Source organism: Pantoea alhagi (assembly GCF_002101395.1).
Classification (GTDB): domain Bacteria; phylum Pseudomonadota; class Gammaproteobacteria; order Enterobacterales; family Enterobacteriaceae; genus Mixta; species Mixta alhagi.
In genome coordinates, this window is the sequence record NZ_CP019706.1 from 2,390,854 (window position 1) to 2,411,555 (window position 20,702).

22 protein-coding genes are annotated in these 20,702 nt (G+C 56.5%); 10 read left to right on the plus strand and 12 right to left on the minus strand.

The annotated features are described in order from the left end of the window. The first annotated feature begins 14 nt into the window (after window positions 1-14). Complete coding sequence (gene aas / locus B1H58_RS11165) at window positions 15-2,156, plus strand: bifunctional acyl-ACP--phospholipid O-acyltransferase/long-chain-fatty-acid--ACP ligase (protein WP_085070304.1); 2,142 nt, start codon at window positions 15-17, stop codon at window positions 2,154-2,156. Next, a complete protein-coding gene (lplT, locus tag B1H58_RS11170) occupies window positions 2,153-3,355 on the plus strand; it encodes a lysophospholipid transporter LplT (RefSeq protein WP_085070306.1) in 1,203 nt (400 codons plus the stop codon). Before aas ends, lplT begins: the two co-directional genes overlap by 4 nt. 40 nt (window positions 3,356-3,395) lie before the next feature. Here the strand turns inward: lplT and B1H58_RS11175 are convergent, their stop codons facing one another. From B1H58_RS11175 to B1H58_RS20820, 5 genes are all read right to left on the minus strand, one after another. Then, a complete protein-coding gene (locus tag B1H58_RS11175) occupies window positions 3,396-4,436 on the minus strand; it encodes an NADP(H)-dependent aldo-keto reductase (protein WP_085070308.1) in 1,041 nt (346 codons plus the stop codon). 163 nt (window positions 4,437-4,599) lie between these two features. Further along, window positions 4,600-4,815 (minus strand): YgdI/YgdR family lipoprotein, encoded by a 216-nt coding sequence (locus B1H58_RS11180; protein WP_085070310.1) that lies wholly within the window; start codon window positions 4,813-4,815, stop codon window positions 4,600-4,602. 136 nt (window positions 4,816-4,951) lie between these two features. Next, window positions 4,952-5,662, minus strand: a complete 711-nt coding sequence (locus tag B1H58_RS11185) for a TerC family protein (protein ID WP_085070312.1) — start codon at window positions 5,660-5,662, stop codon at window positions 4,952-4,954. 67 nt (window positions 5,663-5,729) lie between these two features. After that, window positions 5,730-6,413 (minus strand): DNA mismatch repair endonuclease MutH, encoded by a 684-nt coding sequence (gene mutH / locus B1H58_RS11190; protein WP_085070314.1) that lies wholly within the window; start codon window positions 6,411-6,413, stop codon window positions 5,730-5,732. Continuing rightward, window positions 6,376-6,657: a hypothetical protein gene (locus B1H58_RS20820; RefSeq protein ID WP_167373272.1), complete on the minus strand. Its 282-nt coding sequence runs from the start codon at window positions 6,655-6,657 to the stop codon at window positions 6,376-6,378. Before B1H58_RS20820 ends, mutH begins: the two co-directional genes overlap by 38 nt. A gap of 441 nt (window positions 6,658-7,098) precedes the next feature. Here B1H58_RS20820 and rppH point away from each other — a divergent pair, with 441 nt between their 5' ends. From rppH to thyA, 4 genes are all read left to right on the plus strand, one after another. Further along, complete coding sequence (rppH, locus tag B1H58_RS11200; RefSeq protein WP_085070316.1) at window positions 7,099-7,626, plus strand: RNA pyrophosphohydrolase; 528 nt, start codon at window positions 7,099-7,101, stop codon at window positions 7,624-7,626. Between the two features lie 12 nt (window positions 7,627-7,638). Next, window positions 7,639-9,885, plus strand: coding sequence for a phosphoenolpyruvate--protein phosphotransferase (gene ptsP / locus B1H58_RS11205; protein WP_085072293.1), 2,247 nt, complete (start codon window positions 7,639-7,641; stop codon window positions 9,883-9,885). A gap of 162 nt (window positions 9,886-10,047) precedes the next feature. Further along, a complete protein-coding gene (gene lgt / locus B1H58_RS11210; RefSeq protein ID WP_085070317.1) occupies window positions 10,048-10,923 on the plus strand; it encodes a prolipoprotein diacylglyceryl transferase in 876 nt (291 codons plus the stop codon). Beyond that, entirely contained in the window at window positions 10,920-11,714 is a 795-nt protein-coding gene (gene thyA, locus B1H58_RS11215; RefSeq protein ID WP_085070319.1) for a thymidylate synthase, read from the plus strand. Before lgt ends, thyA begins: the two co-directional genes overlap by 4 nt. On the opposite strand, the gene B1H58_RS11220 is transcribed toward thyA, so the two are convergent. Genes B1H58_RS11220 through B1H58_RS11250 form a run of 7 tightly spaced genes read right to left on the minus strand, consistent with a single transcriptional unit; the run spans window position 11,692 to window position 18,620 of the window. Beyond that, complete coding sequence (locus B1H58_RS11220; protein WP_085070321.1) at window positions 11,692-12,654, minus strand: oligopeptide/dipeptide ABC transporter ATP-binding protein; 963 nt, start codon at window positions 12,652-12,654, stop codon at window positions 11,692-11,694. The genes thyA and B1H58_RS11220 overlap by 23 nt on opposite strands. Further along, window positions 12,647-13,633 carry an ABC transporter ATP-binding protein gene (locus B1H58_RS11225; protein WP_085070323.1) on the minus strand — a complete coding sequence of 329 codons (987 nt, stop codon included), beginning with the start codon at window positions 13,631-13,633 and terminating at the stop codon, window positions 12,647-12,649. Before B1H58_RS11225 ends, B1H58_RS11220 begins: the two co-directional genes overlap by 8 nt. Further along, on the minus strand, window positions 13,633-14,523 hold the full coding sequence (ddpC, locus tag B1H58_RS11230) for a D,D-dipeptide ABC transporter permease (RefSeq protein WP_085070325.1): 891 nt from the start codon (window positions 14,521-14,523) through the stop codon (window positions 13,633-13,635). Before ddpC ends, B1H58_RS11225 begins: the two co-directional genes overlap by 1 nt. Beyond that, window positions 14,520-15,542: an ABC transporter permease gene (locus B1H58_RS11235; RefSeq protein WP_085070327.1), complete on the minus strand. Its 1,023-nt coding sequence runs from the start codon at window positions 15,540-15,542 to the stop codon at window positions 14,520-14,522. Before B1H58_RS11235 ends, ddpC begins: the two co-directional genes overlap by 4 nt. 40 nt (window positions 15,543-15,582) lie before the next feature. After that, window positions 15,583-17,142: an ABC transporter substrate-binding protein gene (locus B1H58_RS11240; protein WP_085070329.1), complete on the minus strand. Its 1,560-nt coding sequence runs from the start codon at window positions 17,140-17,142 to the stop codon at window positions 15,583-15,585. A 13-nt stretch (window positions 17,143-17,155) separates the two neighbouring features. Continuing rightward, the gene (gene ddpX / locus B1H58_RS11245) at window positions 17,156-17,743 is read right to left on the minus strand and encodes a D-alanyl-D-alanine dipeptidase (RefSeq protein ID WP_085070331.1); all 588 of its coding nucleotides are present in this window, start codon (window positions 17,741-17,743) and stop codon (window positions 17,156-17,158) included. A 13-nt stretch (window positions 17,744-17,756) separates the two neighbouring features. Next, window positions 17,757-18,620, minus strand: coding sequence for a MurR/RpiR family transcriptional regulator (locus tag B1H58_RS11250; RefSeq protein ID WP_085070333.1), 864 nt, complete (start codon window positions 18,618-18,620; stop codon window positions 17,757-17,759). Between the two features lie 213 nt (window positions 18,621-18,833). Here B1H58_RS11250 and B1H58_RS11255 point away from each other — a divergent pair, with 213 nt between their 5' ends. From B1H58_RS11255 to B1H58_RS11270, 4 genes are read left to right on the plus strand one after another with little or no spacing between them, the layout of a single operon-like run. Then, a complete protein-coding gene (locus tag B1H58_RS11255) occupies window positions 18,834-19,421 on the plus strand; it encodes a prepilin-type N-terminal cleavage/methylation domain-containing protein (protein WP_237172370.1) in 588 nt (195 codons plus the stop codon). Then, the gene (locus B1H58_RS11260) at window positions 19,418-19,957 is read left to right on the plus strand and encodes a prepilin peptidase-dependent protein (protein ID WP_418304152.1); all 540 of its coding nucleotides are present in this window, start codon (window positions 19,418-19,420) and stop codon (window positions 19,955-19,957) included. The genes B1H58_RS11255 and B1H58_RS11260 overlap by 4 nt, the downstream gene beginning before the upstream one ends. 14 nt (window positions 19,958-19,971) lie before the next feature. Next, window positions 19,972-20,382, plus strand: a complete 411-nt coding sequence (locus B1H58_RS11265; RefSeq protein ID WP_085070339.1) for a DUF2509 family protein — start codon at window positions 19,972-19,974, stop codon at window positions 20,380-20,382. Next, window positions 20,372-20,686 carry a prepilin-type N-terminal cleavage/methylation domain-containing protein gene (locus B1H58_RS11270; protein WP_085070341.1) on the plus strand — a complete coding sequence of 105 codons (315 nt, stop codon included), beginning with the start codon at window positions 20,372-20,374 and terminating at the stop codon, window positions 20,684-20,686. The genes B1H58_RS11265 and B1H58_RS11270 overlap by 11 nt, the downstream gene beginning before the upstream one ends. Window positions 20,687-20,702 lie beyond the last annotated feature (16 nt).

Below are 20,702 nucleotides of genomic sequence, written 5' to 3' on the forward strand. Positions count from 1 at the left end.
GCTAAGGAGCTGGCATGCTTTTTAATTTCTTCCGTTTTCTGTTTCGTCTGCTGTGGCGCGTACAGCTGCGCGGTGATCTCTCCGGGTTGCGTAAAGAAAAGGTGCTGATTGCGCCTAATCACGCGTCGTTTCTGGACGGAGCCTTGCTGGCGCTGTTCCTGCCGGTAAAACCGGTTTTCGCTGTCTATTCCAGCATCAGCGATAAGTGGTATATGCGTCTGCTTAAGCCGATGGTGGATTTTGTACCGCTCGATCCTGGGCGGCCTATGTCGCTTAAATATCTGGTGCGCACGCTTAATGAAGGGCGTCCGGTCGTCATTTTCCCGGAAGGGCGCATTACCATCACCGGCGCTTTAATGAAAATTTACAGCGGCGCTGGCTTTGTCGCGGCCAAATCGCAGGCGACAGTGGTGCCGATGCGCATCGAAGGCGCGGAATATACGCCTTTTGGCCGACTCGGCGGCATCTTCAAGCGTCGCCTGTTTCCGCGTATTACCCTGACGGTACTGCCGCCCACCCTGATACCCATGCCCAACGCGCCGCGTGCCCGCGATCGTCGTGCGCTGGCCGGTGAGCACTTGCATCATATTATGATGGAAGCGCGCATGGCGGTGCGTCCGCGCGAAACCTTGTTCGAGGCTCTTCTTAGTGCCCGTACCCGCTACGGCTGGTTTAAGCGCTGTATCGAAGATATTAATTTTGCGCCGGACAGCTACACCGGGCTGCTGAAAAAATCGCTGGGCGTGGGGCGCATTCTGGAGCGCTACACGCAGTCGGGCGAATATATCGGCCTGCTGCTGCCGAATACCACCGTGACCGCCGCCGCGATTTTTGGCGCCACACTGCGCGCACGCGTACCGGCGATGCTGAACTATACCGCCGGGGTAAACGGCCTGACCAGCGCGGTGACTGCCGCCCAAATAAAAACCGTTTTCACCTCACGACAGTTTCTGGATAAAGGCAATCTGTGGCATCTGCCGCAGGGGATCCCGCAGGTTCAGTGGATCTTCCTTGAGGATCTGAAAGATACGCTGACGGGTAAAGATAAGCTGTGGATCCTGGCGCATCTGCTGCTTCCCCGACGCGCGATGCTGCCGCAGCGGGCGGAAGATGCGGCGATGGTGCTGTTTACTTCCGGTTCGGAAGGCAACCCGAAAGGGGTGGTGCACTCCCATAAAAGCCTGCTGGCGAACGTGGAACAGATTCGTACCGTCGCGGATTTTACGCCACGCGATCGCTTTATGGCCTCGCTGCCGTTGTTCCATGCATTCGGCCTGACGGTTGGCCTGTTTACGCCGCTGTTTACCGGCGCTCAGGTGTTTTTATATCCCAGCCCGCTGCACTATCGCATCGTGCCGGAGCTGGTTTATGACCGTAACTGCACCGTGCTGTTTGGCACCTCGACCTTCCTTGGCAACTATGCTCGCTTCGCCAACCCCTATGATTTCGCCCGCCTGCGCTATGTGGTCGCCGGAGCGGAGAAACTGCAGGAAAGCGTGCGTCAGCTCTATCAGGAGCGCTTTGGGATTCGCATTCTTGAAGGCTATGGCGTTACCGAATGCGCGCCGGTGGTATCGATTAACGTACCGATGGCGGCAAAACCGCATACCGTTGGCCGTCTGCTGCCAGGTATGGATTCACGACTGATGTCGGTGCCGGGCATTGAGCAGGGCGGGCGGCTACAGTTGCGCGGGCCGAATATCATGAATGGTTATCTGCGCGTGGAGCGTCCCGGCGAGCTGGAGCCGCCAGTGGCCGACAATGGCGAAGGCGTGATGGAGCCGGGCTGGTATGACACTGGCGATATCGTCAGCTTTGATGAGGGCGGCTTCTGTCAGATTCAGGGCAGGGCGAAACGCTTTGCGAAAATTGCAGGCGAAATGGTTTCTCTGGAAGTGGTTGAGCAAATCGCGCTGAAAGCCTCACCGGAGAAACAGCACGCCGCCACCATTAAGCCGGACGGCAATCGCGGCGAAGCGCTGGTACTGTTCACCACCGACCGCGAACTGCAGCGTGATCGCCTGCAGCAGGCGGCCCGCGAACTGGGCGCGGCAGAGCTGGCGATACCGCGAGATATTCGTTTCCTGCAACAGCTGCCGCTGCTGGGCAGCGGTAAGCCCGATTTCGTCACGCTGAAAAAAATGGTGGAAGAATGACACTCCCCGTTCATGGATCTTCATTAATGTCGCGCGGCATGCTGGCGGTAATTGTTGCCCAGTTTTTCTCCGCTTTTGGTGATAACGCGCTGCTGTTCGCAACGCTGGCGCTGCTGAAAAACCAGCACTATCCCGACTGGAGCCAGCCGGTGCTGCAGATGGTATTTGTCGCTACCTATATTCTGCTGGCACCTTTTGTCGGCCAGCTGGCAGACAGTTTTGCCAAGGGACGGGTAATGATGCTGGCGAACGGCCTGAAATTGCTGGGTGCGCTGGTGATCTGCTTTGGCTTCGATCCATTTGTTGGTTATGGGCTGGTGGGCATCGGCGCGGCGGCCTATTCACCCGCCAAGTACGGCATTCTTGGTGAGATCACCAATGGCGAACAGCTGGTAAAAGCCAATGGCCTGATGGAAGCCTCTACCATTGCGGCGATCCTGCTGGGATCGATGGCGGGCGGCGTACTGGCGGACTGGCACCTGCTGGCGGCACTGTTCGCCTGCGTGGTGGCCTACGGACTGGCGGTCGCCGCCAACCTGCTGATCCCGAAGCTGCAGGCGGCGCGTCCCGGTCAAAGCTGGCATCCGCTGGCAATGACGCGTAGCTTTTTTCAGGCGGCACGGCTGCTGTGGCGCAATGGTGAAACACGCTTTTCGCTGTTAGGCACCAGCCTGTTTTGGGGCGCGGGCGTAACGCTGCGCTTTTTGCTGGTGCTGTGGGTGCCGGTTGCGCTGGGCATCACCGACAACAAAACCCCCACGCTGCTGAATGCGATGGTAGCGATCGGCATCGTGATTGGCGCGGCGGCGGCGGCAAAGCTGGTTACGCTGAAAACCGTCGGGCGCTGTATGCCCGCAGGCGTTCTGATTGGCGTCGCGGTAGTGATTTTTGCGCTACAGCAGACCCAGCTGAACGCCTATGCGCTGCTGATGGTCATCGGCGCACTGGGTGGCTTTTTTGTGGTGCCGCTGAATGCGCTGCTGCAGGAGCGCGGCAAACAAACGGTCGGTGCAGGCAACGCTATTGCGGTACAGAACCTGGGGGAGAACAGCGCCATGCTGTTGATGCTGGGCCTCTATTCACTGGCGATCCGTCTGGGTGCGCCGCCGGTTGCAACCGGCGTGGGCTTTGGCGCGCTGTTTGCGCTCGCTATCGCCATGCTCTGGGGCTGGCAGCTGGCGCAAAAGCGTCGCGGATAGAAAAGTAAGCAGGCGCAGCGTTCAACGCTGCGCCGCTGTTTTACGGCGCGGGATAGGTGTAGCGACGATGAATCGCTTCCAGCTGTTCCAGTAGCTCACCGCTGAGCGTCAATTGATAGCTGTCGATATTGCTCTGCAGCTGTTCAGGCGTCGTAGCGCCCAGCAGCGTGCTGGCGACAAAAGGCTGCTGACGCACAAAGGCCAGCGCCATCTGTGCCGGATCGATCCCGTGGCTGCGTGCCAGCTCGACATATTCCGCTACCGCCTGTTGAGACTGCTCACCGCTGTAACGCGTAAAGCGGCTAAACAAGGTATTTCGCGCCCCGGCCGGACGCGCGCCGTTCAGATATTTACCGCTAAGCGTGCCGAAAGCGAGGCTGGAATAAGCCAGCAGCTCGACGCCTTCATGCTGGCTAATCTCCGCCAGGCCCACTTCAAAGCTACGGTTGAGCAGGCTATAGGGATTCTGAATGGAAACAATACGCGGCAGCTCATGCTTTTCCGCCAGCTGCAGATAACGCATTACGCCCCACGGCGTTTCATTCGAGACGCCGATATAACGGATCTTACCGGCGCGCACCTGCTCGGCCAGCGCCTCCAGCGTTTCCAGCAGCGTAACCGGCACGCTGGTATCCGTGTACTGATAGCCCAGTTTGCCAAAACAGTTAGTTTGACGCTGCGGCCAGTGCACCTGATAAAGGTCGATATAATCAGTGTTCAGACGCTTCAGGCTGGCTTCCAGCGCCACGCGAATATTTTTGCGATCCAGCACCTGAGCCGGACGAATACCGGCATCGCTGCCGCGTGATGGTCCGGCAACTTTAGTCGCCAGTACGATTTTGTCGCGGTTGCCGCGCGCCTTTAGCCAGTTGCCGATATAGCTTTCGGTCAATCCCTGCGTTTCCGGGCGTGGCGGAACAGGATACATTTCCGCGGTGTCGATGAGGTTAATGCCGCAACTAACGGCTAAATCCAACTGGGCATGGGCATCGGCTTCGCTATTTTGCTCACCAAACGTCATGGTTCCCAATCCCAGCTGGCTGACTTCCAGCGTACTGTGGGGGATACGGTGATAGTGCATTTGCCGGCTTCCTTTTGTCATTATGGGGAAAAACTTGGCGGTGCGATTTCAACAAGCACCATTTCGACTATAGCGGGCAGTGACGTGGGGGGAAAGAGGAGAGTGATGGTTCAATTTATCGATAAGCGCCGGAGGCTGTTGCAAAGTCGGCGCTTATATCTGATTACCGCTCAATGATGGAAGAGACCTCATCACCGTTGATCTGCATTTCATTACCGGCCTGATCGGTATATTTGACCAGCCCTGTATCCTTATCAATTTCCGGCTTGCCGTCAGTCATAATCATATGACCATCCTTAGTGGACATGACGTAACTGCTGCTGCAGCCGCTTAACAGCATCATCATGGTCAACACAGCCACGCTGGTAATCCGCTTCATTATCTTTTCTCCTGGTGATTATTCCAACTACACAGTGTAGTAATAAAATATTTACTGCCCAGGATTAATCGCAGGATTCTGAAAAAAGCGCGGGGGAGGAAATATCCGGCCGCAGCCGGATATTGAGGAACAGCAATTACTGGGCGGATTTCTTGCCACGCAGCAGATTAAGGCTCTCTACCGCCATTGAGAAGAACATCGCGAAATAGATATAGCCCTTCGGCACATGGATATTGAAGCTTTCCAGAATCAACGTAAAGCCGACCAGAATAAGGAACGCGAGCGCCAGCATTTTCACTGACGGATGGCGATCGACAAACTCCCCGATGCCTTTCGCCGCGAACATCATTACGCCAACCGCAACCACTACCGCAGCCATCATAATAAACAGGTGGTCGGACAGGCCCACTGCGGTAATCACCGAGTCGAGGCTGAAAATAATATCCAGCACCATGATCTGCACGATAGCTCCGAAGAAGGAGTGAACGTTGGTTTTATGCTCCTCATTATTGCCTTCGATGCTTTCATGGATCTCCATGCTCGATTTCCACAGCAGAAACAGACCGCCGCCAAGCAGAATTAAATCACGCGCGGAAAAGGAGTGATCAAACAGGGTAAACAGCGGGTCGGTGAGCTTAATGACCCATGCAATAGAAGCCAGCAGCCCTAAACGCATCAGCATTGCGCCCATCAGGCCAATACGTCGTGCGCTATTCTGTCGATTTTTTGGCAGTTTTGCCACAACCAGGGAGAGGAAAATAATATTATCGATGCCCAGCACGATTTCAAGTATGGTCAGCGTGCCGAGGGCCAGCCAGGCATTGGGATCTGCAATCCAGTCAAACATTGTAACATTGCATCCTAAACGAAAGTTAAACGGTGATTATACGCATCGCCTCACATTCTGGAAAAGATTAAAGCAAAAAATGACGGGCCAGCAGCGGGGCGGTAAAACTTTTTTTCAGATAAAAACCGCGCGGCAGCGTCATAATCGGCTGACCATGCTCGCCGATGCCTTCAGTTAACGCCTTGCTGTTGGCCGCTTTGGGACGGATCTGCAACACCTCGCCGTGGCGGGCGGTGATGCGCTCCACCTGGCCTAATACAATCATATCCATCAGCTCTTCCCAGTCGCGCTGCAGCAGCTCCTCTTCCTGCTGCGTTGGGCTCCACAGCAGCGGCGCGCCAACGTGTCGTGTCGCCAGAGGGATAGCTCGATCGCCTTCCACCGGGATCCACAGTACCCGTGTCAGCTTATGACGCACGTGGCTGTTTTCCCAGGTCACGCCGCTATTGCCGGTCAGCGGCGCAACGCAAACAAATGTGGTCTCCAGCGGGCGACCCTGCGCATCAACTGGAATTGTTTTTAACTCGACGCCGAGATGGGCAAAATCACGTTCAGGCTTGCTGCCGGCACTGGCGCCAAGATACATCTCCAGCAGCATGCCGACCCAACCTTTATCACGACGTAAATCCGCAGGCGTGGCGATACCGGCCTGCTGCGCCAGCTCGCCCAGCGTATAGCCTGCCAGCGCCTGCGCACGCGCCAGTAATATCTCTTCATCTGGCGGTGGCGTAGTGAGAAAACGTGGTGCCATATTCCCTCTGTTTATTGCTCAAAAAATAACCACCCTGTTCAGGTATCTTTTCTGTAGACTGATGGGCGGTAATATCAGGGAATAATAGCATGATAAATCTTGGGATTTTATTTCGCTGCGCTACAGGAAGAGCAAACGGCGTTGCTGTTTTACCCACATTGTCACCGGCAATGAACAGGATCTTACACCTGGTTATCCACAGAAACGTGGGATAACTCAGCTTTTTCTCGCATACTGTTTCCATTTACAGCCTTGACGCAGGGCTTTTTTACTGGGCGCAGCCATTTTGTGCATAACTTTATCGCATATTCTGTGGATAAAATCGGCGATGGGCGATCTTTCGCCAGTAAAGGATCCTTGCGGGTATAAACAGTACGTCCAGGGCCTGAACTGCGGCTAATAATGAAAGGAATGTTTTTAAAATAAACGAGTTATCAATATTGCGTCTGCCAGGTGTTTCTGCGCTATTTCACGCTTTTCCCACTCGGTTACCATGTTCTGCACAAAGATATCCACAGAAAAAGTGAATAAAATTGGGCTTTTTAGCCGTCAGCTGTTTATAACTATGATGAAAACTGTGAGTTATCCCCCTGTTGTGGGTTATTCACAGCCGCAAGCAGTGGTTTACCGCCTGTAAGGAGTATGAAACAATCAGACTATCTGAATTTCAGTTTGAGGTAGTCCCGTGATCGACGATGATGGCTACCGCCCAAATGTTGGTATTGTAATCTGTAACAGACAGGGACAGGTATTGTGGGCCCGGCGTTTCGGACAGCACTCCTGGCAGTTTCCTCAGGGTGGCATTAATCCTGGCGAAACGGCGGAACAGGCCATGTACCGCGAACTCTTTGAAGAAGTCGGCTTGCACCGTAAAGATGTGCGCCTGCTCGCCTCTACCCGAAACTGGTTACGTTATAAGTTGCCGAAACGTTTGGTGCGTTGGGACACGAAGCCGGTATGTATCGGCCAGAAACAGAAGTGGTTTCTTCTGCAGTTGATGTGCAATGACGCAGATATCAACATGCAAACCAGCAGCACGCCAGAATTTGACGGCTGGCGCTGGGTCAGCTTTTGGTATCCGGTTCGTCAGGTTGTCTCCTTTAAACGCGACGTTTATCGCCGCGTGATGAAAGAGTTTGCCGCTGTGGTCATGCCATTGCAGGAGAGTGCAACGCAGCGCAATACGCCTGCTTATCGACGGAAAAGAGGTTAAGCCACGCTGATGATGCTGACTCAGTTGCGTGAGATTGTAGAGAAAGTGGCAGGCGCTCCGCGCCTCGAAGAAGCGCTTGAGATCCTGGTAAACGAAATCTGTTTCGCCATGGAAACTGAAGTCTGCTCCATTTATCTCGCCGATCACGATCGTCGTTGCTATTACCTGATGGCGACGCGCGGACTGAAAAAGCCGCGCGGTAAGATCGTCACGCTGGCTTTTGATCAGGGTATCGTCGGGCTGGTTGGACGGCTGGCGGAACCGATCAACCTGGCGGATGCGCAAAGCCACCCCAGCTTCAAATATATTCCTTCGGTTAAAGAGGAGCGCTTTCGCTCCTTCCTCGGCGTGCCGATCATTACCCGACGTCAGCTGCTGGGCGTACTGGTAGTGCAGCAGCGCGAGCATCGCCAGTTTGATGAAAGCGAAGAATCTTTCCTGGTCACGCTCGCTACACAACTTGCCACGCTGATCACCCAATCTCAGGTTAGCCAGCTGTTTGGTCATTTCCGCCAAAAACGCGTGCGTGCGCTGGCGGCAGCGCCTGGCGTGGCGGTTGCGCCTGGCTGGGTCGATACCACGCAGCCTTCGCTGGAGCATGTTTTCGCCGCTTCGACGCTGGATGTCGGGCGCGAGCGTGAACGTCTGTCGCAGGCGATGAGCGAGGCAAGCAACGAATTTCGTCGCTTCAGCAAACGCTTCAGCGCCAGCGTGCAGAAAGAGAGCGCGGCGATCTTCGATCTTTATTCCCACCTGTTAACCGATGCGCGGCTTAAGCAGGATCTGTTTGCCGAGATCGACAGCGGATCGGTGGCGGAATGGGCGGTAAAAAAGGTCATCGAGAAATTCGCCGCTCAGTTCGCCAGCCTGCAGGACACCTATCTGCGCGAGCGCGCGGGCGATCTGCGCGTGTTGGGCCAGCGCCTGCTGTTTCATCTTGATGATACGTTACAGGGCACCAATACCTGGCCGGAACGGTTTGTGCTGGTGGCGGATGAGCTAACGGCAACCACGCTGGCGGAGCTGCCGCAGGAGCGGCTGGCAGGCGTCGTGGTGCGTGACGGCGCGGCTAACTCCCATGCGGCAATCCTGGTGCGGGCGATGGGCATTCCGACAGTGATGGGCGCGGATATTCTGCCTGAGCTGTTAAATAAGCGCCTGCTGATCGTTGACGGCTATCGCGGCGAATTGCTAATCGATCCAGAACCGGTACTGATCCAGGAATATCAACAGCTGGTCAGCGAAGAAAATGAGCTGAGCCGACTGGCGGAAGATGACGTTGAGCAGATCGCCAGGCTGAAAAGCGGCGAACGCATTCAGGTTATGCTGAATGCGGGCCTGAGCGCTGAGCATGAGCAGGCAATGGATAACTGGGTGGACGGCATAGGCCTGTACCGCACTGAAATCCCGTTTATGCTGCAAAACGGCTTCCCCTCTGAAGAGGAACAGGTGGCACAGTATCAGGGCATGCTGCAGCTGTTTCTGAATAAGCCGGTAACCCTGCGCACGCTGGATATCGGCGCGGACAAACAGCTGCCCTACATGCCCATCAGCGAAGAGAACCCCTGCCTGGGCTGGCGCGGCATACGCCTGACGCTCGATCAGCCAGAGATCTTCCTGGTGCAGGTGCGCGCGATGCTGCGCGCTAACGCCGCCAGTGGCAACCTCAGCATTCTGCTGCCGATGATCACCAGCATCGATGAGATTGACGAAGCGCGTCGTCTGATCGATCGCGCCGGCAAAGAAGTGGAAGAGATGCTGGGCTATGAGATCCCTGAGCCGCGCATTGGCATTATGATCGAAGTGCCCTCCATGCTGTTTATGATCCCGCATCTGGCCAGACGCGTTGACTTTGTATCCGTCGGCACTAACGATCTGACGCAGTATCTGCTGGCGGTGGATCGCAACAATACCCGCGTAGCCAACCTGTATGATTCGCTGCATCCGGCAATGCTAAAAGCGCTGAAGTCGATTGCTGAATCTGCGCGCGAAGCGCAGATCGATCTCTGCCTGTGTGGTGAAATGGCGGGCGATCCCATGTGCGTGGCGCTGCTGATTGGTCTGGGCTATCACCATCTGAGCATGAACGGCAAAAACGTGCCGCGTGTGAAGTATCTGCTGCGCCACATCGACCATGAAGAGGCACAGGTGCTGGCTGAACGCAGCCTGCAGGCGCAAACGGCAACTGAAGTCCGTCATCAGGTCGCGGCCTTTATGGAGCGACGCGGTTTGGGCGGGCTAATTCGCGGCGGCCGCTAAGGCATTTATCCACGTTTACATTTCGATGAACCCGGTATAAAACGGCTATGCTATCATGCCTGGCCGGTTTTTCCTGGCTGAGAGGCGCTGTGTATTACGCGGCGCGCAAGGAGTGAACTATCCATCGTCCAGCCTGTGGACGGATGACATTAATGGTGAAAGATGAATAGCTATCTGGCTTTCCCTCAATTCGATCCGGTGATTTTTTCCATCGGGCCTGTCGCCCTGCACTGGTACGGCCTGATGTATCTGGTTGGGTTTATTTTTGCGATGTGGCTGGCGGTACGACGGGCCAACAAGCCCGGCAGCGGCTGGAAAAAAGAGGAAGTGGAAAACCTGCTGTACGCGGGCTTCCTGGGGGTTTTCCTCGGTGGTCGTATCGGCTACGTGCTGTTCTATAACCTGCCGCTGTTTCTGGAGAATCCGCTTTATTTGTTCAAAGTCTGGGATGGCGGCATGTCGTTCCACGGTGGGCTGATTGGCGTTATCATGGTGATGATGTGGTTTGCGCATCGAACGAAACGTCATTTCTTTCAGGTCGCTGACTTTATTGCGCCGCTGATCCCCTTTGGGCTGGGCGCTGGTCGTCTTGGTAACTTTATTAACGGTGAGCTTTGGGGCCGCGTCGCGCCGAACTTCTCCTGGGCGATGTTGTTCCCGGGTTCGCGCAGCGAAGATGTGGCGCTGGTTGCCACACACCCTGAATGGCAATCACTGCTGGCAACTTACGGCGTGCTGCCGCGCCATCCTTCACAGCTCTATGAGCTGGTGCTGGAAGGCATCGTGCTGTTTGCCATCCTTAACCTGTTTATTCGCAAGCCGCGCCCGATGGGCAGCGTTTCCGGCTTGTTCCTGATTGGCTACGGCGCGTTCCGCATTATCGTGGAGTTCTTCCGTCAGCCTGATGCTCAGCTGGGCCTGTTTAGCGGCATCAGCATGGGACAAATTTTGTCGATACCGATGATTCTGGCCGGCATTATCATGATGATTTGGGCGTACCGTCGTCGCCCGCAGCTACAAACAGGTGAACAGAAATGAAGCAGTATCTGGCATTAATGGAGAAAGTGCTGAACGAGGGCACGCCGAAAAACGATCGCACCGGAACCGGCACGCTGTCAATTTTTGGCCACCAGATGCGTTTCAATCTGCAGGAAGGCTTTCCGCTGGTGACCACCAAACGCTGCCACCTGCGCTCAATTATTCATGAGCTGCTGTGGTTCCTGAACGGTGACACTAATATCGCCTATCTGAAGGAAAACAACGTCTCGATCTGGGATGAGTGGGCCGATGAAAATGGCGATCTCGGACCGGTTTATGGCAAACAGTGGCGCAGTTGGGGCGCAGCTGATGGTCGTCAAATCGACCAGCTGGCGAAGGTACTGGAGCAGCTGAAAAACGATCCCGACTCGCGTCGAATTATCGTTTCAGCCTGGAACGTTGGCGAACTGGATGAGATGGCGCTGGCACCATGCCATGCGTTCTTCCAGTTTTACGTGGCGGATGGCAAGCTCTCCTGCCAGCTTTACCAGCGCTCCTGCGATGTGTTCCTGGGGCTGCCGTTTAATATCGCCAGCTATGCGCTGCTGGTGCATATGATGGCGCAGCAGTGTGATCTGGAGCCGGGAGATTTTGTCTGGACCGGCGGCGATACGCACCTTTACAGCAACCATCTGGAACAGGCGCGGTTGCAGCTGACCCGCGAACCGCGTCCGCAGCCGAAGCTGGTCATCAAACGCAAGCCCGCCTCGCTGTTCGATTACCGCTTCGAAGATTTTGAAATCGAAGGCTACGATCCGCATCCCGCCATTAAAGCGCCGGTGGCGATATAACCCCGGCACGCCAGCAGCGCACACCCGCGCCGCTGGCGTCTGTTCTGAGCGGCTGAGGCTGGCGACAGCTTTCCGCTGCCAGCGGACAGCGATCGCGAAAAAAGCAGCCCTGCGGCAGCTGTCGATTCCCCGGCAGCTCGCCCTTCTTATCCGTTATTTCTCCTTCCAGCGAACGATCGATGCGCGGCACTGAATCCAGCAGCAGACGCGTATAAGGGTGACGCGGCTGCGTTAACACCTGCTCCGTCGTGCCTAACTCCACGATCTGTCCCAGATACATCACCGCTACCCGATCGCTCATATGACGTACCACCGAGACGTTATGCGAAATCAGCACATAGGTCAGCTCACGTTCACGCTGTAGCTTAACCAACAGGTTAAGAATTTGGGCCTGTACGGAAATATCCAGCGCAGAGGTCGGTTCATCCAGCACGATGATATCGGGCTGTGCCGATAGCGCGCGGGCAATGGCAATACGCTGACGCTGCCCGCCGGAAAAGGCGTGCGGCAGACGGTCAAGGTACTCGGGACGAATGCCGGTCAGCAGCGCCAGCGACTGCGCCAGTTCACGGCGCTGCGCCTCGCTATTATGTCGCTGGATCCAGACCGGCTCGGTAATAATGCGCCATACCGGCAAACGTGGGTCAAGCGAAGAGAGTGGATCCTGAAACACCATTTGCATGCCGCTGCCCGGAGGTGAGTCAGTATTGCGCGTGCGATGGCATATTCCGCTGGCCGGTTTGATCATGTTCATTAGCAACTGCGCCAGCGTACTTTTACCGCAGCCTGATTCGCCAACGATGCCCAATGTTTCACCACGAGAAATCTGTAAATCCAGACCGTTTAGCGCATGCACACGCTCGGTAACTTTACCGCGCCAGTTAGTGCGCGCCGGGAAATTAACGTAAACGTTCTCCAGCGCCAGCAATATTTCAGACATGTCGTTGCTCCAGTTGCGGATGCCAGCAGGCGGCCAGCCGGGCATCAGGGCCGCACGGGCTCAGGGAAGGAGATTGCCGACAGCGGTCATCGGCGGCGAAGCAGCGTTCGCGAAAGGCGCAGCCAACAGGCAGCTGCGTCAGATTGGGCACCGTACCGGGAATCGCGGGCAGCTCGGCACGGGGGGCGCAGGCCTCTGGCGCACAGCGTAGCAGTCCAACGGAGTAAGGATGTGTCGGCTGGGCAATGACCTGCTGTGTGACGCCACTTTCGATCACCGTTCCGGCGTACATTACATACAGGCGATCGCACAGCTGTGAAACCACCGCCATATCGTGGCTGATAAACAGCACGGCAGTACCGCTGGCGCGCGCTTTTTGTTTCAGCAGGCGCAGCACCTGACGCTGCACGGTAACATCCAGTGCCGTAGTGGGCTCGTCAGCAATAATCAGCTCCGGTTCGCAAGAGAAGGCCAGCGCAATCATTACCCGCTGGCGCATACCACCAGACAGTTCAAAGGGATAACGTTGCATCACCTGCGACGCATCGGCAATCTGCATCTCCGTCAGCAGCGCAATCGCCTTTTGCTGTGCCTCGTGCGCAGAGAGAGGCTGATGCTGGCGAATCACCTCGGTCATCAACTGGCCGATACGGCGAGTGGGATTCAGGGCCGTCATCGGCTCCTGAAAAATCATCGCCACCTTTGCGCCGCGCAGCTGTCGCATCTGCTTTTCGCTGGCGTTAAGCACGTCCTGACCCAACAGCTGCACGCGGCCACCGTTGATACGATAGCTGCCATTAGGCAGCAAACGCATCGCCAGCATCGCCGTCACCGATTTGCCAGAGCCGGATTCACCCACCACGCCGACGATTTCGCCTCGATGGACCGCTATTGATACACGGTTAAGGGCATGGATTTCGCCCTGGAAAACAGGAAAGCTGAGCTGTAAATCCTCAATGGCAAGCAGGGGCTCATTCATTAATGGCGTCCTCCGGTTTTAGGATCGAGCAGGTCGCGAAGCCCGTCGCCGAACAGGTTAAAGCCAACAGCGGTGAGCATGATGGCTAAACCGGGAAACGTGCAGTACCACCATTGATCCAGAACGTAGTTGCGTCCATTGGCGACCATTGCGCCCCATTCGGCAGTAGGCTGCTGTGCCCCAAGACCGATAAAACCCAGAGTGGCAGCCATCAAAATGGCGGTGCCGATATCCAGCGAAGCCTGCACCACCAGCGGCGGCAGAGTGTTACGTAGCACGTGCCAGCCGATCAGATGCCAGCGCGATGCGCCAAAAGTGCGTGCCGCCTGTACATAAGCAAACTGGCGCACCACCAGCGTCTGCCCACGCGCCAGTCGCACATAAAAAGGAATACGCACAATGGCGATGGCCAGCATGGCGTTGAAAAGGCTTGGCCCAAGGGCTGCCGCCAGTGCCATGGTCAGCACCAGCGACGGGATCGACAGCATAATATCCATCACCCGCATAATCAGCGCGTCAGCCCAGCCACCCAGTACGCCAGAGAAACAGCCAAGCAGGGAGCCGATGCCGCCCGACACCACCACGACCGCCAGTCCGGCAACAATCGACTGCTGGCTGCCGATTAGCACCCGGCTGAAAAGATCCCGACCCACTTCATCGGTGCCAAACCAGTGTGCGGCGGAGGGGGGCTGTAGACGCGCCGACAAATCAACGGCATTGGGATCGAACGGCGTCAGCCACGGGGAAAACAGCATCAGCAGCAGCATCAGCAGCATGATAGCGCCGCCGGTCAACGTTAGCGGACTCTGCCTGAGCAGCCAAAACGCCTTGCTGACGCGCCGCCTGCCGGGCGCTTTTACCGGGGTCAGTCGGGCCTCACTTATTGTCATGTATTGCCTCCACGACCAATACGCGGATCGATCCATAAATAGAGCAGATCTACCATCAGGTTAACCAGCACATAAGCAAACGACACCACCACCGCAAATCCCATCACCGCCGGGAAATCGAGCGACTGAATCGAAGCCACAACGTAAGCTCCCATGCCGGGCCAGGAGAAAACGGTTTCTGTTAGCACCGCGCCGTACAGAAGATCACCCAGCGCCAGACCTAACACAGTTATTGAAGGGATAAGGGCGTTAGGCAGCGCATGTGTCATCACAATGCGCCAGCCTGGCAACCCGCTGGCGCGAGCGGTACGAATATAATCTTCACTGAGCTGCTCCAGCATGGCTGAGCGGATCTGGCGCGCCACGATGCCGAGATGCACAAAGGCCAGCGTCAGCGCAGGCAGGATCAGGTGCTGTAGACTGTTAAAAAAAGCTTCGCTGTCACCGGCGAGTAACGAATCGATCAGATACAAACCGGTGACGTGCGCGGGCGGATCGAGCCAGTCATCCAGCCGACCGCCGCCGGGCAGCAGATTAAGATGTCCGTAAAACAGCACAATAACCCCCAGCCCTAACCAGAAAGCGGGCGTGGAAATGCCGGTAATGGCCAACAGGCGTACCAGATGATCAAGCCAGCGGTTGCGGAACACCGCCGACAACACCCCAAGCGGCACGCCGATCAGCAGCGCCAGCAGCAATGCACACAGCGCCAGCTCCAGCGTGGCCGGGAAGAACAGACGAATGTCCGCCAGCACCGGCCTGCCGGTACGAATCGAGGTGCCAAGATCGCCATGCAGGAGATCGCTGACATAATGGATAAACTGCTGCCACAGCGGCAGATCCAGTCCCAGCTGGTGACGAATATGCTGCACCATCTCATCGCTGGCGCGATCGCCCGCCAGCAGGCGCGCAGGATCGCCGGGGATCAAGTGAGAAATAATAAAGGTAATAACGCACACGCCGATCATTACCAGCAGCAGCCCCCAACAGCGCTGCCGCAGAATGCTCCACAGAGTCATAGTTCCGGCCTTATTATCAGGCGACGCACAAACTGCGCCGTTACTTGCTCATGGTGGCAACGTTATAAACCTGCTCCAGCATCGGGTTATAAACAAAGCCCTGTACCGCCTTATTCATCGCAACCTGATAATTTTTCTGGAACAGATAAACGTAAGCTGCGTCATCAATCACTTTATGTTGCGCCGCCTGATAATCACGGGTGCGTGCAGCCTGATCGGTGGTGGCTATCGCCTGTTTCAGCAGGGCGTCTACCTGCGGGTTACTGTAAAAGGCGCGGTTGCCCGGCAACCCTTTTTTATCCGACTGGAACCAGTAGTTCATATACATATAGGGATCGGCGAAATCCGGGCTCCAGTTGCCGATGGCGATGTCATAATCGCCTTTGCCGATGCGGTCACGCATCGTGGCGTTCGCCAGCTTTTCGAGTTTTACGCTGATGTCCAGCGCGCCGAGACTGGCCTGGGTAGCAAGTGCAATCGGCTCCCAGTTGGGATCGCTGTCTGAATAGAGGAAAGAGAGCGTTTTCGGCTTGTTGGCGACCTTATCCCAGGCGGCTTTGGCCTGAGCCGGATCGTTACTGTATTGCATGGCTTGTGCATCGAAGCCCCACATGCCCTCCGGGATTGGCCCGCGCATCTGTTTGCCGTTGCCCGCCAGAATGCCTTTCACCATGCCCTGATAGTCGGTTGACCAGGAAATCGCGCGTCGCAGCTCCACCTGATCCAGAGGGGATTTCGCATTATTCAGATAAAGATAGGTCACGCGCAGCGAGGGATACTCCGCCACTCTGACCTTATCCTCTTTTTTCAGCGCGCTAAGCTGATCCACCGGCAGCGATTCAGCGATATCAATATCACCGCGCGTTAGCTGCAGGCGGCGTGAAGCGCTTTCGCCAATAATTTTGATGGTTACGCGTTTAAAGGTTGGGCGCTTGCCGTTGTAATGCGGATTGGGGACCAGCACCAGTTGCTGACCTTTTTGCCAGCGTTGCAGCATATAGGGGCCAGAGCCGGCGGTATGCTCCGCCAGCCAGCCGCGCGCATCGTCGCTGGCGTGCTGCGCCAGTACTGCCGGATTAAGAATTGCTGCGCCGTCGTTAGCCAGCGTGTAAAGGAAAGGCGCGAAAGGGGTGCTAAGCGTAAAGCGCACGCTATGGGTATCCAGCGCTTCAACTTTCATATCGCCGGGAAAAGCTTCTGACGGCCCCTGCGCTACCTTCAGCAGGCGTTCAAAAGAGGCTTTTACTGCGGCAGCGGTGACCGGCGTACCGTCGGCAAATTTTGCCTGCGGATTAAGCGCAAAGGTCCATACTTTTTGGTCATCCGAGGTCTGCCAACGCATTGCCAAATCGCCCTCTATCTGTGTCGACCCTTTTCCCCCCTCGGTCTTATACTGCACCAGCCGTTGATAGGCCGGATAGGTTACCGCCCAGTCGTTATTATCAATGGTGACGGCCGGATCGAGCGTTTGCGGATCGGCAGCCTTTCCGATAACCAGCATCTCTTTGGGTACCGCTGCCAGCGCGGGTGTCACCATCGCGCTAATGACAACGGCAAGCAGCGTCGGACGCAGCAGACAATTCGCAATAGCATTTTTCATGGCAGGCTCCTGGTTAAAGTGAACGGGTTGTTGTTATAGAGGGAAGCGCGGGACAGCTAAAACGATCGCTGAGCAGCGGATAGCGAACTGAATCGGGCAGTTCAAAGTGCCACCATTCGCTGCTAATACCGACAAAGCCGCCAGCCTGCATAATGGCATTCAGTATCAGACGGTTACGGTGCGCCGCTGCGGAAATATCCGGGCTCCAGAGATGTGAACGCGCGTTCATCTCATCAAAATCGGTGCCCATATCCAGCAGAGCGCCTGCTTCATCGCGTAACGTGACGTCAATGGCCGTGCCGCGACTGTGATGAGAGCCCAGCGAAACGGCCATAACATATTGCGGGTCCGGGCAGGCCAGCCAGAGATGCTGCTGCGCCAGCTGCGGACGCCAGGCGTCATACACCACCAGCGTCAAACCGGCCAGCCGCGCCACCTCCACACTGCGCGCCAGCGCTTTCGCCGCGTCGGGATGCAGTAAACAACGCGCCTGCTGATAGATGACATAGCCGGTGATATTGTCCGGCGAGGCATATTTCAGGTCGATCTCTAACTGTGGAAAAGCGTCGGCCAGATCGACCAGTTCAACTTCCTGCGTCATGCATTTCCCCTGATCAACGTTCAAATTGTCCAAACTCTTGCTGTAGCTGACGGTTGATCGCCAGCCTGTCAGCCAGACGGTCGCCAAGATGTTCAACCACAGCGGAAAGCAGCAGGTTAAACAGGCAGCTCAGCGGTGCCAGCGAATCCCAAAAGTGGCCGGTATCGGTTTTCACCTGGAGTAAATCCAGTGGATAATCACGCGCCCACGGGCACCAGACATCGGTAACCAGCGCCAGCGGTACCTGACGCTCGCAGGCTACGCGGCAAAAGTGGCGAGCAATAGTGGAATAGGCGCGGGTATCGGTCACTACCACATAGGGCGAGGTACATTCAGAATTAAGCGTCTCGATCCAGCTTCCCGAGAGCCCCTCGACGTAGCTGACATGCGGACGCAGATATTCCAGGTGGCTAAAAAAGGCGTTGGCGATGCCGCGAGTGGACTGAATGCCCAGCACAAACACCGCCCCGGCATTGGCCAGCCGCTGACTGACACGGTCAAACGCCTCGCTTTGTGCCAGCTGATAAACCTGTGTAATGGCATCCAGCTCCAGCGACAGTGACTCGCGATAGCGATCGGGCGGACGCTTCTGCTGCTGCCAGGCGTCGAGACGATCGGTAACCCCCCACGGCTTATAGGTTATTTGCGGTGTATCACGCAGACTTTGTCGGACTTCATCAAGGTTACGGTAGCCCAGGCGTCGTAAATAACGGCCCACGGTAATGCCGCTGGTTCCAGTGGCGCGGGCAATGCTGTCGGCGGTTTCAAACGGGATTTGATCGGCATGGGTCAGCAGCCAGCCGGCGATGCGCTTGCCGCTTGGTGTTTGCTGAGCAAAGGTACTCTCAATGCGGGCAATCAACGTTGGCTTAACCATTCTCGCCACCTCAATGTTATCAGGCTCTCAGTGCTGATCTTTCTGTTATTGGTTTAACAAAGCAGAAGTCATGCCAGGTTTAAGCAACAGGCAAAGCCGCGCAGAGAAAGGGAAACAGGCTGAGTTACTGATTATGTCTTAACAAAAGTTCAACAAATGTGCAGCTTCGCGCATTTTTGGTGCAGAGGTTGCTGCGTCAGACGTGAGCAGCTTGTGGCATGGCAGACGTCACAGCGCAGCGCAACGAGCTGTAAAGCGATTAAAAAAGCGGGAAGCAAGCCCGCAATCCATCAATATGTCACTGGTCGCGACGCTTCAGCCCGGCACAATAGCGCCATGAAAAAAACGCGTACCAATGGATTTACCCTGGTGGAACTGCTGCTGGTGCTGACGATAGCTGCGTTGCTGAGTCTCGCTTCGTTGCAGGGATGGCAAAGCTGGCAGCAGCGTCAGCGCATGCAGGAAACCGCCCGGCAGCTGCAGCGCTTTTTACACGGCGTGCGCGCCTGGGCCAACTGGCATAACCGGGAACAGCCGTTATGGCTGTTGACGGGCGAAAGGTGGTGTCTTGGCAGCGGGGCCGTGCCTGCGGCGGGCTGTGATAGCGGCAGACGTTTACAACTGCTGGCGCCGCATCCGCAGGTTCATATTATCGCCATTGAAGGTGCACCGGGGTTTTACGGTAAACGCAACGTGGCAAAAGCAGGACACATAATTTTTGGTGAAGGCTCGCTGCGCTGGCGCATGATTATCTCCTCACGTGGCCGCATTCGGCTTTGCCAGGTCGCGCCATGTCTGTGAAACAGGCAGGTTTTGGTCTGATGGAAATGATGATCGCAATGGCGCTGAGCGGCATTTTAATGCTGGGGGCGCTGCGTCTGCTGCCGCACCTGCAGCGGCAGAATTTGCAGCTGCAAAGCCAGATGCGTTTACAGGAAGAGCTGCAGCAAATAATGAGCGTGCTGGAAAAAGCGATTCGGCGAGCGGGTTACTGTCACGGTTTCTGCCAGGGAACGCCGCTTATCATTCAACAGCGCTGTCTGTTAATCAGGTGGGATGAAAACAGCAACGGTCGCTGGGAAGGGCCGGAGCATGAGGAGAGCGAATGGTACGGATACCGGCTCCGCAATCAACGGCTGGAAATACAGCGCGGCGTGCGCAGCTGCAACGGAAGCGGTTGGGAGAGCCTGTCCGATCCGGCCACGCTAACCATTGGCGAACTGGCTTTCACCCGCGTCGGGCTGCAGGTGAAGGTGACGCTCGACGGCGAATCATCAAACTTTTCCATGCCAGCACTCAGGCTGCAAAGCGTCGTCAGCACCCACAACTTGCCTTAAGAGAGGATGGCGGCATGGCAATAGCGATGGTGCTGCTGATGCTACTGCTCGGCTCTGGTCTGCTGCATGCCACGCGGCAACAGCTGGACGGTGCGCTGTCGCTGGTTACGGATGAACGTCAGTTCCTGCGGGAGCATCACCAGGCGCTTTCGGCGCTGGCCTGGGGGGCAAGGCTGAGCTGGCCAACTCAACAGGGCTGGCACTGCCGACAACAGCCGACGTATGGCTGGCGCGCCTGCATACTGCTCAGGCATAACGGTGAAGCACTGCTGCGCGGTGCCGGAGAGTCATCAACAGGGGAGGCGCTGGCGCTATGGCAGTGGCTGACGCCAGCAGCAGAGGGGCGCTGGCAACCGCTGGCACATGGCTGGCTCGATTTTTGCCCGCTTCCTCTGTCAGAGAGCTGCCTGCCTGATGCCGGATGAAAGAGGTTTTAGCATAGTGGAAATGCTGCTGGCGCTGCTGCTGTTTGCCATCAGTTTAACGGCGCTGCTGCACTATCAGCAGATGCTGGCGGCTGGCTTTTATCAACAGTGGCAACAGCGCGAGGCGTGGCGCGTGGCGGCTCTGCGTCTGCAGGGGCAGGAGAGCGAAGGCTGGCAAACCTCGCTACACAAACTGCCTGCTGTGGAGGGCTGCCTGTTATGGCGGGCCACCGCTTTCCGGTCCGGCCTCTCTCCTGTTACGCTGGACCAGCTGCGCTGCGATAATAGCGTTCCGCACCGTTGAAGCCGCCCACAGGCCT